Below are 14,283 nucleotides of genomic sequence, written 5' to 3' on the forward strand. Positions count from 1 at the left end.
CACGTATTAAGTATACGCTCCTCGGCTTACAGACTCCTTGCTCTTTTTGAAGTTGATCTTCGTATATTTTTATCTACTTAAGGGATGTTATCATGAATAATAGTGAATTTAGTAAAATAGCCGAGACAACAATTGCATATATAGCAGACAAGATAGAAGAGCAGGATGAAGAAGCAAGTATAGATATAGATTTACAAGGCGATATATTAAATCTTGATACTGATAAAGGTATATATGTAATAAATAAACAAAGTGCTGCCAAAGAAATTTGGTTGTCGTCGCCGGTTAGCGGTCCTCATCATTTTTTTTATGAACAAGGCGAATGGAAAAATAGAGCAGGGCTTGAATTAATGGCTATTTTAACTGAAGAACTTAATATTAAATTTGATACTCGTTGAACTTGAAAAATTGGCTATGTCGTCTTTGTAAGACCTCGGATGCTGAACGTTTAATATACGCTCCGCTCCTCGGCTTACAGACTCCTTGCTCTTTTCCAAGTTGAACTTCGTATGGCTACTCTTCATTTTACTTCGGAATATATATGAAAAATTTTGAAACTGCTGACAGTGCTGCAAAAATCTATGATTTAATAATAAAAAATGCCCCTATTGATGCATATATACTCCTTGATGTTGACGATACTATTATAACTCCTAAATCAAAAACTTTTAAGAAGCCACCTTATAATCAAATGATTGACAGAATTAAGGAAAATAAAAGTAATTATGACAATTATGAGGAAATTATCAGTAATTGGCGTCTGCAGCGAAAAGTAATATTAATTGATGAAGAGTGGGTAGAAGTTATAAACAAGCTCAAAACAAAGTTTCCGGTTTACGGTCTTACACAAATGAATACGGGAGAATTCGGCAATATTCCTTCTATGCAAGATTGGCGATATAAAGAATTAAAGAGTCTAGGTATAGAATTTTCAGATAATGAAGAATTAGCAATTTATAACTCAGGACAAAAGGATGATGCTATTTGTTATAAAGGGATATTCATAACAGGTAATCATTCAAAAAGCGGTATTTTATCAAAATTTTCTGATAAGTTAAAGGCTAGCTTTATTGTATTTGTTGATGATCGTACGAAGCATGTTGAAGATGTAAGAGATTATTGTAAAAAGAATAATATAGGTTTTTTAGGTATTTTATTTGATGGGCTTAAACATTTAACAGGTGAACCTGATCCAAAACTCGCCGAATTTCAAGAATCATATTTAATAGAAAATGCTAAATGGCTTGAAGATGAAGAAGCTTATGGGTTAATGGTTAGGAATAATTTAACTTAAAAGGATCACAATAATGATTATTAATATGTCTGATAAAGAATTCAGGCGATTAGAAGCTTTTAAAGAGCAAGTATTGCTGAAGGGATAGATGATTTTAAAAATAATAAAATACATGATTCTACTTGGGTGTATTCAGAAGTTTAAAAAATAAGATTGAGACCATTCCCGCATAGACATTATTGCATGGCTCGAAAAACCTACTCGATGTCATTCCCGCGAAGGCGGGAATGACATCAAAGTCATACAACAACGCCGCTTCTAGCTAAGAATAACATAAAAGAATCTAAGTAGGCAACGTTCTAAATAATCCTCAAAATCCATGAGTTTTGAAAATGTACTTTCTAAAAAATTTTTTGATAATACTTGTAATTCTAATTCCAAATCTAGTATCCGCAAACACTTATCAGCAAATAAACTACAAAATAACACCTTTGTCTAACACGCCTGTTTCAGCTATCAAAGTTGAGACGGAAATAATAGGCGATATGAGTGGCGAGATTATTTTAGATTTACCCTATGCATGGGCAAATGCTACATATTACAAGCAAATCAAAAATGTTAAGCTTGAATATCCAATTGGAAAATTACAATTTAGAAATCAAGACTCTAATGAAGCTATTTTAAATACGGGGAAAATTAATATTATCCGTTTAAGCTATGAAATATATCAAAAAGCCGGTAATCCTTGTGATATCCACGAAGCAATAATTAGACAAAATTTAATTCATTTACCGGGTTATGGGCTTTTTGCTACTCCCGGCGATCTAAATGGAAATGACATAGTAGAGTTTAATATTGAATGGAATAATATTCCTGATAGCTGGAAAACAATATCAGATTATGGTCTTGGTAAAAGGGTGAAATTTAAAGCTACGCTGATTGAATTATATAGTGTAGTTTATGCAGCGGGTGATTTACGTGTTTACAAAATTGTCGATCAAAAAAATCCTGTATATCTTTCGTTACATGGTCAATTTGATCTTAAAGATGAAGAAATAGCTTCTTATATAAATAAAATTATCAAGGGACAAAGAACATTTTTCCATGATAATGATTTTCCTTATTATCTAATAAGCTTGCTCGAAGGCGATCAACCTACAACGGGCTTAACTCATAGTTTTACTGCGTTTATTCCTCAAGGTTTAGACAAACAGGATTATATGACGTTACTTGCTCATGAACATATGCATAATTGGACAGGGAAGAAAATACGTAATAACTTAGAAGGATTAAATTATTGGTGGAGTGAAGGGTTTACCGATTATTATAGCAGGGTTTTAGCCTTACGTTCCAGTGTTATAACGCTTGAGGAATTTATAGAAGAATTTAATCAATTCTTTGAGGATTATTATTTATCACCTGTTATAAATGAATCTAATAGCAGAATAAAAGATGATAACTGGAAAGATTATGCAGTAGAGAAATTACCGTATTATCGTGGATTTGTTCTTGCACTTTATTTGGACAGCCTAATTAAAGAGAATAATAAGAGTAAATCGTTGGATAATGTTATGCTTGATTTATTTAAAACCTCAAAAGAACAATAATTTTCAAGCGATTATTTTAAAAAAATAGTTAAAAATTATGTCCCAAAAGGGATAGATAAAGAGATAAACGAATATATAGAACAAGGTAAAACTATAGATTTAGCTGATGTTGCTAAAGTGCTGCCGATCGAGAAAATAAAAATGGGGGCATATGATAGTGGTTTTGATAGAGATGCTTTAATAAATAATTATACAATAAAAAATATTGACGAAAATAATAATGTTTATAAATCTGGACTTAGAAACGGGGATATAGTTATAAAATATGATTTTCCTAAATGGGGTTCTCCTGATCAGATAGTTACAATCAAAACAACTAAAGGCGAGTTTAAATTTAGACCTGAAAGTGCTAATAAAAAAGATATATAGGTTCAAGCCTAATTTATCTAAAGAAGATAAGCTAAAAATCAAAAAGTTTTTTAACAGCTAAACATTCCTTTTATCTTAAAGTATTATTAATAATCTAATCATTTATTAATAATATCCATTGACACAACCCAACATTTAAGTTATAATTGCGTCATGATTTAATTTTAAGGGGAAAAATCATGACAAAAAACTATACGTGGCCACAAACCTCAAAAAAAACATCTAGTTACTTTGATAGTGCTACAATTCATTTTCAAAATGCTACCAAAGCTGCGACTATGCTATCTTAGCAACGGAACATGCTATTAATGTAATAGAAAACGGTGCAAAACTGTATGTTCCGTTCAAGGTTTTGTTTCTGAGGTGAACAACTCTAATTATTCTTTTGTATCTACATTTGCTCAAGCAACCGTAGCAAGCCTTGCAACTTTTGCTTATTACAATCTCCGGTTCTTATCGGTGCTCTTGCCTTAGGAGCAATTTTAATTTCGCTGTCCGATTCTATCGAATGTGTAAAAAATACAGTAAAAGCAGGACTAACTGCAGGATATGTAGCTTATGAAACTGTGGAAGGTTTAGTAGCAGAAGGTATAGTTTCTCTTATTGCCTATAATATTTACGGTGATACCGCAGAGCTTGCCGGTGTTATTAATACTAACATGATAGAGTTGAAATATTGTCATACTCAATCGTCATTGCGAGGAGGCATTGTTGCGTGAATCAATTCCGCCTCTGTCACCCCGTGGCTTGACCACGGGGTCCAGTTAAAAATACTAGTATTTTTATTGTTTTTATGGATACCGTGGTCAAGCCACGGGGTGACAAATTAATCGTTTTACTATCTCTTCTCTATCAATCAAAGGTAAAACGCCTGCGATTTCTGGTCCTGATTCTCTGCCGGTTAAAGCAAGGCGAAGAGGTAAAAATAACTCCTTACCTTTCCTGCCTGTTATATTTGTTATTTCTTTAGTCCAAATGCTCCAGCTATCTTTAGTGATTTCACCTGGCGGTAATAATTCTGCTGCTTGCTTTAAATATTCTTTATCTAAATTTAGATTTTGAACATTCGGAGTTTGATGGCAAATTTCCCACCAATCTTTTACATCACGTAATTTTTGCAAGTTAGGTCTTACCGATAACCAAAAATTTTCATCAATATACTCGGCATCTATTTCTTTAAGGCGTTCTTTTACTTCATCAAAATCTAAACTTATAAGTAATTTATGATTTAATCTTTCTAAATCTTCCGGCTGATAGATAGTTGGACTTTTAGAGAAACTACTTATCTCAAATTGATTTGCTAGCTTATCTATTGATTTATAAGGCAAGATTTGTGCGGATGAACCAAGTAAACTAAAAAAGCTAGCAATTGCCATAGCTTCGATTTCGATTTCTTTTCTAAGAGTTGCGATCTCAAACCCTCCCACTCGTTTAGAAATTTTCTCGTCTTTATTTATTATTAAACTCAAATGCCCAAAAACCGGCGGAATCTTATTTAATGCTTCAAACATCTGAATTTGAATAGCGGTATTGCTAACGTGATCTTCACCCCTAATAATATGAGTAATATCATAATCAATATCGTCAATAACCGAGCATAACATATAGGTCATACTACCGTCTGCTCTTATCACTATTGGATCACTTAAAGCCTTGCCGTCATATTTAACTTCGCCTTTGATCATATCATGCCAGCTAATTGGTTCATGATTTACCAAAAATCTATAATGCGGTTTTCTTCCTTGTTCTATATATTTCTTTGCTTGCTCTTCAGTTAGATTTAAGCTAGCTCGATCATAAATCGGCGGCAAACCTTTAGATAATTGAAATTTATGCTTTAATTCTAGCTCTTCAGGAGTCTCATAGCAGGCATATAATCTTTTTTTGTTTAGTAATAGATTTTTGATTTCATCATATCTATTTAAACGGCTTAATTGGTTGAACGTTTGACCCCAATTAATATTTAAAAATTTTAGATCTTCCTCGATAGCGTCTTTATATTCCTGTTTACTACGCTCTAAATCCGTATCGTCAAATCTTAAAATAAACTGTCCGTTATGCTTCTTTGCATATAGCCAGTTAAGCAGTGCTGCCCTGATATTCCCAACATGTAACATACCGGTCGGTGACGGAGCAAATCGTGTTATAACTTTTGTCATAAATAAGTAATTTTATTAATTGTCATCCTACTAAAAAACTATGTTATGCCGTGGCTTGACCACGGCATGACAGGGGTGAAATTGATCCACGCAACAATGCCTCCTCGCAATGACGATTATGACATTCTTACGCCTGTTTCTTCTCTAACTTCGCTTATTGTCTTCAATTAGCTTCATTGCGTCATCTAATCTTAAATTTAGAAAATCATATTTTTTTGGCACTGAAATAAATTTACCCATATATTTTATGTAAGGACCGAATTTACCGTATCCTATCATAATTTCCTCGCTACTATCTTTATGCACGCCGATTTTAAGCGGTAAGCTTAGAAGCTTTAATGCTATATCAAGTGTAATATCGTTTTGGTTCAGGCTAGCAGGCACGGGGCTACGTTTCGGCTTTACTTTGCCTTCTTGTTCGCCAAGTTGAATATAAGGTCCGTAAGGTCCTTTTTTCAGATATATTTCTACTCCGTCTTTATTCGTACCTAAAACTTTATTCTCATTAGGAATAGCGGAAGGCTCGCCTTCATTCTCGTTATTATCGTTACCGCTAACAATAGATTTTCTAAAAGTACATTCAGGGTAATTACTACATGCTAAAAATGCCCCGAACTTACCAAGCTTTAAGCTAAGCTCGCCTGTTTTACATGATGGACAAACTTTAGATTCTTTATTCTCACCGAACAAGTGATAATCAAGGGCTTTCTGTACATAGCTAATAATCTCGGTTATTTTCTGCTCGTTTACCGATTCAATATTATGGTTAAAACCGCTCCAAAAATTACTTAAGGCAGCTTTCCATTCAAGCTTGCCGGCTGCTATTTCGTCTAATTCATTTTCAAGTCCTGCCGTAAAATCATATTCAACGTATTTTTTGAAAAAACCGACTAAAAATACCGTTACCAAAAGTCCAAGCTCTTCAGGTATAAATCGTTTTTTTTCAAGAGAAACATATTTTCGATCTTGTAAAACCGATAAAATACTAGCATAGGTCGAAGGACGACCGATCCCAAGCTCTTCAAGTTTTTTCACTAAACTTGCTTCCGAATATCTTGGAGGCGGCTCGGTAAAATGCTGATTCGGAATAACTTCTTTAGTTTTAAGTGGTTCTTGTTCTTTTAAAGGCGGCAGCATTTTATTTTCTTCTTCAGCCTCATCGTCCACACTTTCACGACAAACCTTATAAAACCCGTCAAAAGCTATAGTCGATCCGTTTGCTTTTGCCAAATATTCTTTATTTTCCGAAGCTAAATTTGCAACTACCAAATCCATTATAACATTTTCCATTTGGCAGGCTATAGTTCTTTTCCAAATTAGTTCATAAAGCTTATAATAATCCTTTTCTAGCTTTTCTTTTAAGCTATCTGGAGTATAAGTAATATTCGTCGGTCTTATCGCCTCATGAGCTTCTTGAGCATTTTTTACTTTGGATTTATAAATTCTAGGGCTAGTCGGTAAATATTTATCGCCGTAACTTTTATCGATTAACTTGCGTATATCTGCTATTGCATCATTTGATAATGTAACGCCGTCGGTTCTCATATAGGTAATAAGCCCTATAGTTTCCTTACCTATGTCAACGCCCTCATAAAGTTTTTGTGCTATTTGCATAGTCTTTTTAGCACTAAAACCTAGTTTTCTTGCTGCTTCTTGTTGTAGTGATGAAGTAATAAAAGGAGGTTGAGGCTGACGTTTTTGTTGTTTCTTTTCTATCTTATCAACATGAAAATTTTGAGATTTTAATTTTTCGGTTAAATCTTTGGCATCTTTTTCGTTAATAATTGAGAATTTTTCTAGTTTCTGATCGTTTACGTGAGTCAATTTAGCAGTAAATAGTTCGTTATTACTATTTTGCATTTTAAGGCTAATATCCCAATATTCTTCTGACTTAAAACGCTCTATTTCATCTTCTCGTTCACATATTAATCGCAGAGCCACGGACTGCACACGTCCCGCCGATTTACATCCCGGTAACTTACGCCATAAAAGAGGTGAAAGGGTAAAGCCGACTAAATAGTCTAAAGCTCTTCTTGCTTGCTGGGCATTTACTAAGTTAGTGTCAAGTTTTCTAGGGTTCTCAACGGCATGAATAATTGCTTTTTTAGTGATTTCATTAAAGGCTATCCTTTTAAAAAAATCATCGGATTTAACCTTATTTTTTTCTTTTATTACCTCTGCAACATGCCATGAGATAGATTCACCCTCACGATCAGGATCGGTTGCAAGATATACTGCATCAGCTTTTTTAGCATCTTTAACTATGGCATCTACATATTTACCGGCTTTATCGGAAATATCATATTTCATTGCAAAATTTTCATCAGGTAACACCGAGCCTTTTTTAGAAGGTAAATCTCTAATATGACCGAATGATGCAATGACCTTAAACTCATCACCTAAATATTTATTTATCGTTTTTGCCTTTGCCGGCGATTCTACTATTACTAATTTCATCTACTTATTATAAACTAATGATATTTTATTACCGGCGTGACGCATTACTTTCTCGGCGAGTTCTAATTCTAATATTACCGTATATATGATAGGAAGCGGTAATTCTATTTCTTTTTGTAAATATTCAAAATCTATAGGTACTGCCGATAATAGTTCCAATATAGGCAGTACGCTCCTTTTGTGACGGTTCTTTAACATATCTCGTATTTACTGTTCCTAGCTCAACAAAATCCTTAAATAACCCATCATCTTTTTTGATAAATTTTTCATATTGCGGTAAATTAGCTACAATATCCTCCGCTGATTCCACTAAATATGCTCCTTCTCTAATCAATTTATTTGTACCTTGACATCTTGGATCTAAAGGAAAGCCGGAAACAGCAAATATTTCCCTATTTTGTTCAAGTGCAAATTTTGCAGTTATTAATGAACCGGATTTTAAGCTTGCTTCTACTACCACTACTCCTAAGGCTAGTCCCGATATTATCCTATTACGCTGTGGAAAATGTTTTCCAAGCGGCGTAGAGCCAATAGGTAACTCAGCTAATATTAAACCTTCTTCTGCTAAATTTTCAAATAGTTTTTTATTTCCCGGTGGATATATATGATCAATACCTCCGGCAATGACTCCGATGGTTCGAGAAACTGCTACTTGATGTACGCTGCTATCTATTCCTTGTGCTAACCCTGAAACGGTTATATAACTTTCTTTTACTAAATCATTTGCAATTTTATGAGCAAAGCTTCTTCCGTTTGCAGAAGCGTTTCTTGCACCTACTATTGCAACGTATTTATTATGATTTAATAACTCTATATTACCTTTATAGCTTAATATTGGCGGTGGATCATAAATTTCAAGTAACAATTTTGAATATTCCGGAGATTTATATGTGATGATCTTAGCATTATCTTTTTCGAGAAGTTCTAACTCTTTTTCAGCATCGCTTTTACTAAAAATTTTAATTGGTTTTGACTTTCCGCCTCGCAAATGAAAAATCCGGAGCGTTATCTATGGCAGTTGCTGCATCACCGAATAATTTAATTAAACTAAAGAAAGTTTTAGGACCGATATTTTCACTCCTAATAAGACGTAAAATATTAATTGTTTCAATATTATTTAGGGTTATTTGATATGAGTTAGTGTCATCCCGCAACTTGATCTCAGGATCTCAGGACACAGCCTGTGATACAAGATCCCGTGGTCAAGCCACGGGATGACATAAATAAGAGCAACTACAGCTTCTCGGCATGTGAGCTTAAATAATGTGCTATACCCTCATGTGATGGGGTAATTGCTTCCTCGCCTTTATGCCAGCCGGCAGGACAAACTTCGCCGTGTTTTTGATGATGAGTTAAAGCATCGATTACTTTTAATGTATAATTAATATCACGACCGATAGATAAGTCGTTAACTAGCATGTGACGTACTATGAAATCCTTATCAATTAAAAAAGCTCCACGCAAAGCAACACCGTCTTCATTAAGTACGTTATATTTTGAAGAAATATCCTTTTTTATATCGGAAACCATTGGGAATTGTACTTGTCCAAGTCCGCCTTTATTATGCGGAGTATTTTTCCAAGCTAAATGGCTAAAATGAGAATCAACGCTAACAGCTACTACTTTAGTACGTCTTTCGGTAAATTCACCAAGCTTATTGTGAAATGCTATAATTTCCGATGGACAAACAAAAGTAAAATCTAGGGGATAAAAAAATAACACTATATTATCCCCCGCAGCATAATCGCTAAGTTTAAACTTATCGTCTATATTATTATTAGGCATAATAGCTTTAGCTGTAAAATCCGGAGCAGTTTTGCCGACAAATACTGACATATTCATAACCTTTTATTAATTAATAATCTGATATGATATATAAAACTAATTATTATTACAATATAAATTGCTACTTATCTATTTTCTTTTCCGAAGAAGCTTTTAATTGGTTAAATATAGTTAATGCTCCGGTTACAAAACTACTCGGTTCTGAAAGGTTTGCGGGTAAAATTACAGTGTTGGTATCTTTAGCCAAATTACCGAATGCACTAATATACTGCTCAGCTACTTTAAGAGCTACCGCCTCACTTCCTCCCGTTTTTTGTACGGCAGCTGCGACAATCTCAATACTATTTGCTGTAGCGGTAGCGACTAAGCCTATTGCTTCAGCTTCACCTTTTGCTCTGTTAACTTGATCCGTATAAGAAGCTTCTGAATTCAGTACAATTTGTGCTTTTTCACCTTCTGCATGGTTAATTTTTGCTTGTCTATTACCTTCCGACTCTAGAATTTGAGCTCTTTTTTGACGCTCTGCTGCTACCTGCAATTCCATAGCTTTAAGTATAGTTTGCGGAGGTTGAATATCTTTAATTTCATAACGCATACATTGTATACCCCAATTTATAGCAGCCTGATTAATAGCTGCTACAATTGCTACGTTTAAAGTTTCGCGCTCTTCAAAAGTTCTATCTAAAGGGAGTTTACCGATTTCCGAACGCATAGTAGTTTGAGCAAGCTGTGTTATGGCATAGTAAGGATTATTAACACCATAAGATGCTGCCATTGGATCAATGATTTTAACATATAAAACGCCATCAATAGATAATGTTACGTTATCATTTGAAATAGCTGTTTGAGCGGTAACGTCTATTGCTTCTTCTTTTAAAGTATGTTTGTATGCTACTCTTTGAATGACAGGGATTAGTAAATTTAAGCCAGGCTGCAGTACCTTATCGAATTTTCCCAATTTTTCTACTACCCATGCTTGTTGTTGCGGTACAACTTTAACCATTTGTATTATAACTAAAATCGCTATAATACTGAAAATTAATAATGCATATTCCATAATTCAATACTTTTTTTATTTCCACTCTATATTATTTTTAATTATAAAAAAAGGATTAAAGTTAAACGGTACTTAAATTATATATTTTTTTATCAATAAAATGGGTTTTAATTACTTTGAGTAAAGAAAGAATGCTTGAATATTCTTCAAGTTGTTCATTTACATTTTTTATCTCATTTAAAGCACTATTAAAATCTTTCTGTAATAAATAAGTTTCAGCAGCTTTATTTTGTTCTAGTGTTTTAAGTAAAATATTTTGTAAAAATCTATAATAATAGTCGTCTAGTTTAGGTATATCAGACATAATAATAAATCATATAATTATTGAGATCTTAATTTATATATTAATTTTTAATAATTCAATAATTTTTAACTAGATTTACATATACTTAAGTCTTTATCTACTATGTCGGAATCTATATTTAAACAGTCAAGGATTGAGTGAAATACATAATCATGGCTAATTTCGGTATTAGCATAATTTTTAATTGAAGATACTGAGTCAGGATATTTTGCTTTAAAATCGTCCGATACCCAAACTATAAGAGGTACGGTTATTTGTTCTGCAAGTAGTGGGCCACCGTGACCGTAATAACCATTTTCTCCTAGCGATTCGCCGTGATCGGATACATATAATAAAAATGCATTTTTATCTTTAAGCAAATCTATTAAATTAGATAAAAAAAAATCGGTGTATAAAATTGAATTATCATAACTGTTAACTAAAGCAAACTTATCGCAATCACTTGCATCCCCCTTAACCTTAATAGGGCAGGTAGGGGTAAAATACTCAAACTCTTTTGGATATCTTGCGTTATAGTTCCAGTGACTTCCTGAGGTGTGAACTACTAAAAATTGTTTCTCTGAATTTGTTATTATTTCTTTTATAAAAGGCAATATTTTTTCATCATAATCATTTAAAGAGAATAGGGCAGAGCCGCCCGGTACTATAGTAAAATTAACGTCGTTATATATATTACTGAGGTCAAAATTTGCAAAACTCCTCATTAAAGTTTGAGTACCGATCCAGGTAGTATTAAATCCAAGATTTGTTAAAATTGATAAAAAGCTGTTCTCTTGTCTAGTATTTTCAATTTGACTTGCAGGATAACGTGAAAGTAATGACGGTACGGAAAGATAGGTAAGGTTAGAAGAAGATTTAGCTTTGAAAGAAATTAGGTTTTGAGTAGTCTTTAAGTAAGGGGTCGTATCTCTTTCATAACCGTTAATACCGAAATGATCAAATCTTGCTGATTCTCCTATAACTAAAACACCGATAATATCTTTATCTGACTTATCTATAAAGTTATATTGTTTGCTAATATCTATACATGCATAATTTTTATCACCGAAATTTCCAGCAAAATTAAGGTAGCTATTATGTAAATACTGAATGGGAAAATGATTTTTTAGTATCTTAAATGAAGGAGTAATAATATTATATACAAAAATAAGTAAGCAAGCGGCAGATAATAGTTTTGTTACGAATGATTTAGAATTTTCGGCGGCAAAAGATTTGAGAGTATAAAAACAAGTAAAAAGACAAAAAATTATCCATATTATTAACTTAATGCTGGTTAATTCATAAACTTCGTTTAAATCTGTTGAGAAAAAACTACCTATTACTTGTTTAGTAGGATTGATTTTGAAGAAATAAATGTAATAACTAGCAATAGCGGATGTTATAAATAAAAACCCCACGCCGATTTTTAACACTAATCTATGTACGCTAAGACCAAAAAATGCTATAAAAGAAAATATATAAATATAACAAAAATCTTTTGATAACTCTAATATCCCTCTAAAGATCGTTGCTTTATAATAATCAAATTTATAAATCAATATTGCGGTATTAAATAACAAACAATAAATAAAGGCTAAAATCGCCGATAATTTAATTAATTTGATATCTATGTGTTTTTGAATAGTTTTTAGCATATATAATAATTAATAAAGTAATTTTTATAACTATCATGATCATAAAAAATCTTCAAGAATTTTATCGGCTTTTAATACCAAATGCTCCGCTTATCGCTATTGATTACGGAAGCAAAAAATTAGGAATCGCATTATCTAATCAAGAACGTAGTATTGCTATGCCCTTAAATACTATAACCGAGATAAATAAAAAAATTGTTATTACTTCCTTGCTTAATATCATCGAAAAATATAAAGTTTGTGGCGTGGTAATAGGTCTACCGATTGATATGAGCGGAGCAGTAACGGAGCAAACAAATATAGTGATGAAATTTGCTGAAGAGCTAGCAGAATCTATAAACTTGCCTATATATTTACAAGATGAAAGACTAACTACAAAAGCTGCAAATAATTTCCTTAAATCATTCGGCGTGAAAAGAAAAGACCGTAATAATAACGATGATGCAGTAGCTGCTAGTATGATTCTTGAAACCGTGCTTGATTCTATAAAAAAACTTTAGATTATCATTAATTGAATATCGTCATTGCGAGCGACTGTAAGGAGCGTGGCAATCCAGAAAATAATAAAAAAATTCTGTAAATCAGAATTTTTAACTGGATTGCTTCGTCAATTACTTTGTAATCTTCCTCGCAATGACGTAAACTTTTTAAATTATTCCCTTTTTTAAGTAATGCCTTTCTAGCTTTTCAAAAACCTTATTGTAAAGATATATTATTTATGATAAAACCGATCCGGTAAAAATAAATAAGATATACCATGAAAATATTAATTCTAGGTGTTACCGGTATGCTAGGTAATAGCATATTCAGGTTTTTAAGTAGTGATAAAAAATTTGACATTTTTGCGACAGCCCGAAATAATTCCGCTCGTTCTTATTTTTCTAAGGATTTATCCGATAAATTAATTACAAATGTAGATGTTGAGAACCATGATTCGTTAGTTGAGGTATTTAATAAAGCAAAACCCGATATATTAATAAATTGTATAGGGCTTGTAAAACAACTAGCTGATGCAAACGATCCGTTAAAAACATTGCCGATAAATAGTTTGTTACCGCATAGGCTAGCTAATTTATGTAAATTAGCTAATTCAAGGTTAATCCATATTAGTACGGATTGTGTATTTTCAGGAAAAAAAGGTAATTATAAGGAAAGCGATTTTCCTGATTGTTATGACCTTTACGGTCGTTCTAAGTTTCTTGGTGAGGTAGATTATCCTCATGCTATCACTTTGCGTACTTCAATTATAGGTCATGAGCTGGCAGGCAATAGAAGCTTAATAAATTGGTTTTTAAGTGCAGAAGGGCAAGTGAAAGGTTTTGAGAAAGCTATTTATTCAGGATTCCCGACTGTAGAGCTTGCAAGAATAATAAGGGATTTTGTGTTACCTAATAAAGAGCTGCATGGGCTTTATCATGTTGCATCAAAACCGATTAACAAGTTAGAATTATTAAAATTAGTAGCGGAAATATATAATAAAGAAATCGATATTATTCCGTCAGATGAGCTTGTAATAGATCGATCACTAGATGCTACTCGTTTTAACGAGGTAACGGGATATACGCCTCCTGAATGGCGTGAGCTTGTAAAGCGTATGTGTGAGTTTGGGTAGTAAGGCCGTCATTGCGAATATAGGTTTGTCCACTCTTGTCATCCCGTGGCTTGGCCACGGGATGA

At 33.0% G+C, this 14,283-nt stretch carries 16 protein-coding genes and 2 pseudogenes; 9 read left to right on the plus strand and 9 right to left on the minus strand.

Annotated elements, in window-relative coordinates; all coding sequences use genetic code 11:
- Window positions 1-92 precede the first annotated feature (92 nt).
- The 6 genes and pseudogenes from cyaY (at window position 93) to REIP_RS11560 (ending at window position 3,929) form a co-directional block, all read left to right on the plus strand.
- Window positions 93-398, plus strand: a complete 306-nt coding sequence (cyaY, locus tag REIP_RS02580; RefSeq protein WP_045803756.1) for an iron donor protein CyaY — start codon at window positions 93-95, stop codon at window positions 396-398.
- A 143-nt stretch (window positions 399-541) separates the two neighbouring features.
- The gene (locus REIP_RS02585; protein ID WP_045803757.1) at window positions 542-1,294 is read left to right on the plus strand and encodes a DUF2608 domain-containing protein; all 753 of its coding nucleotides are present in this window, start codon (window positions 542-544) and stop codon (window positions 1,292-1,294) included.
- 353 nt (window positions 1,295-1,647) lie between these two features.
- Window positions 1,648-2,841, plus strand: a complete 1,194-nt coding sequence (locus tag REIP_RS12240) for a M1 family aminopeptidase (RefSeq protein ID WP_231569183.1) — start codon at window positions 1,648-1,650, stop codon at window positions 2,839-2,841.
- A 141-nt stretch (window positions 2,842-2,982) separates the two neighbouring features.
- On the plus strand, window positions 2,983-3,210 hold the full coding sequence (locus REIP_RS12245; RefSeq protein ID WP_231569184.1) for a hypothetical protein: 228 nt from the start codon (window positions 2,983-2,985) through the stop codon (window positions 3,208-3,210).
- Between the two features lie 304 nt (window positions 3,211-3,514).
- Window positions 3,515-3,710: pseudogene (locus REIP_RS13345) on the plus strand (hypothetical protein); the annotation flags it as partial.
- 66 nt (window positions 3,711-3,776) lie between these two features.
- Window positions 3,777-3,929, plus strand: a complete 153-nt coding sequence (locus REIP_RS11560) for a hypothetical protein (RefSeq protein WP_197069186.1) — start codon at window positions 3,777-3,779, stop codon at window positions 3,927-3,929.
- Window positions 3,930-4,016: 87 nt separating this feature from the next.
- Here REIP_RS11560 and gltX read toward each other — a convergent pair whose 3' ends face one another.
- The 9 genes from gltX to REIP_RS02635 form a co-directional block, all read right to left on the minus strand.
- Window positions 4,017-5,369, minus strand: coding sequence for a glutamate--tRNA ligase (gene gltX / locus REIP_RS02605; RefSeq protein WP_045803758.1), 1,353 nt, complete (start codon window positions 5,367-5,369; stop codon window positions 4,017-4,019).
- Between the two features lie 144 nt (window positions 5,370-5,513).
- Window positions 5,514-7,826, minus strand: coding sequence for a type I DNA topoisomerase (topA, locus tag REIP_RS02610; RefSeq protein ID WP_045803759.1), 2,313 nt, complete (start codon window positions 7,824-7,826; stop codon window positions 5,514-5,516).
- Window positions 7,827-7,985, minus strand: a complete 159-nt coding sequence (locus REIP_RS12250) for a hypothetical protein (RefSeq protein ID WP_231569185.1) — start codon at window positions 7,983-7,985, stop codon at window positions 7,827-7,829.
- Complete coding sequence (dprA, locus tag REIP_RS09160; protein ID WP_231569186.1) at window positions 7,951-8,814, minus strand: DNA-processing protein DprA; 864 nt, start codon at window positions 8,812-8,814, stop codon at window positions 7,951-7,953. Before dprA ends, REIP_RS12250 begins: the two co-directional genes overlap by 35 nt.
- Complete coding sequence (locus REIP_RS13350; protein ID WP_331385725.1) at window positions 8,786-8,980, minus strand: DNA processing protein DprA; 195 nt, start codon at window positions 8,978-8,980, stop codon at window positions 8,786-8,788. The genes dprA and REIP_RS13350 overlap by 29 nt, the downstream gene beginning before the upstream one ends.
- A gap of 79 nt (window positions 8,981-9,059) precedes the next feature.
- Window positions 9,060-9,662, minus strand: a complete 603-nt coding sequence (locus tag REIP_RS02620) for a peroxiredoxin (RefSeq protein WP_008580069.1) — start codon at window positions 9,660-9,662, stop codon at window positions 9,060-9,062.
- Window positions 9,663-9,732: 70 nt separating this feature from the next.
- Window positions 9,733-10,668, minus strand: a complete 936-nt coding sequence (locus tag REIP_RS02625; RefSeq protein ID WP_023508058.1) for an SPFH domain-containing protein — start codon at window positions 10,666-10,668, stop codon at window positions 9,733-9,735.
- Window positions 10,669-10,729: 61 nt separating this feature from the next.
- The gene (locus REIP_RS02630; protein WP_008580067.1) at window positions 10,730-10,972 is read right to left on the minus strand and encodes a hypothetical protein; all 243 of its coding nucleotides are present in this window, start codon (window positions 10,970-10,972) and stop codon (window positions 10,730-10,732) included.
- A 65-nt stretch (window positions 10,973-11,037) separates the two neighbouring features.
- Window positions 11,038-12,606, minus strand: a complete 1,569-nt coding sequence (locus REIP_RS02635; RefSeq protein ID WP_045803760.1) for a phosphoethanolamine transferase — start codon at window positions 12,604-12,606, stop codon at window positions 11,038-11,040.
- Window positions 12,607-12,641: 35 nt separating this feature from the next.
- Here REIP_RS02635 and ruvX point away from each other — a divergent pair, with 35 nt between their 5' ends.
- The 3 genes and pseudogenes from ruvX (at window position 12,642) to REIP_RS02645 (ending at window position 14,218) form a co-directional block, all read left to right on the plus strand.
- Complete coding sequence (ruvX, locus tag REIP_RS02640) at window positions 12,642-13,106, plus strand: Holliday junction resolvase RuvX (protein ID WP_045803761.1); 465 nt, start codon at window positions 12,642-12,644, stop codon at window positions 13,104-13,106.
- Between the two features lie 10 nt (window positions 13,107-13,116).
- Window positions 13,117-13,247 (plus strand): annotated as a pseudogene (locus REIP_RS10750) (lytic transglycosylase domain-containing protein); the annotation flags it as partial.
- Between the two features lie 116 nt (window positions 13,248-13,363).
- A complete protein-coding gene (locus tag REIP_RS02645; protein ID WP_045803762.1) occupies window positions 13,364-14,218 on the plus strand; it encodes a dTDP-4-dehydrorhamnose reductase family protein in 855 nt (284 codons plus the stop codon).
- Window positions 14,219-14,283 lie beyond the last annotated feature (65 nt).

The sequence above is a fragment of the Rickettsia endosymbiont of Ixodes pacificus genome (genome assembly GCF_000965155.1).
Classification (GTDB): domain Bacteria; phylum Pseudomonadota; class Alphaproteobacteria; order Rickettsiales; family Rickettsiaceae; genus Rickettsia; species Rickettsia tamurae.

Coding starts and splice junctions, on each gene's coding strand:
- cyaY (WP_045803756.1), top strand. CDS start 93: ATGAATAATAGTGAATTTAGTAAAATAGCCGAGACAACAATTGCATAT.
- REIP_RS02585 (WP_045803757.1), top strand. CDS start 542: ATGAAAAATTTTGAAACTGCTGACAGTGCTGCAAAAATCTATGATTTA.
- REIP_RS12245 (WP_231569184.1), top strand. CDS start 2,983: ATGGGGGCATATGATAGTGGTTTTGATAGAGATGCTTTAATAAATAAT.
- gltX (WP_045803758.1), bottom strand. CDS start 5,369: ATGACAAAAGTTATAACACGATTTGCTCCGTCACCGACCGGTATGTTA.
- topA (WP_045803759.1), bottom strand. CDS start 7,826: ATGAAATTAGTAATAGTAGAATCGCCGGCAAAGGCAAAAACGATAAAT.
- REIP_RS02620 (WP_008580069.1), bottom strand. CDS start 9,662: ATGTCAGTATTTGTCGGCAAAACTGCTCCGGATTTTACAGCTAAAGCT.
- REIP_RS02625 (WP_023508058.1), bottom strand. CDS start 10,668: ATGGAATATGCATTATTAATTTTCAGTATTATAGCGATTTTAGTTATA.
- REIP_RS02630 (WP_008580067.1), bottom strand. CDS start 10,972: ATGTCTGATATACCTAAACTAGACGACTATTATTATAGATTTTTACAA.
- REIP_RS02635 (WP_045803760.1), bottom strand. CDS start 12,606: ATGCTAAAAACTATTCAAAAACACATAGATATCAAATTAATTAAATTA.
- ruvX (WP_045803761.1), top strand. CDS start 12,642: ATGATCATAAAAAATCTTCAAGAATTTTATCGGCTTTTAATACCAAAT.
- REIP_RS02645 (WP_045803762.1), top strand. CDS start 13,364: ATGAAAATATTAATTCTAGGTGTTACCGGTATGCTAGGTAATAGCATA.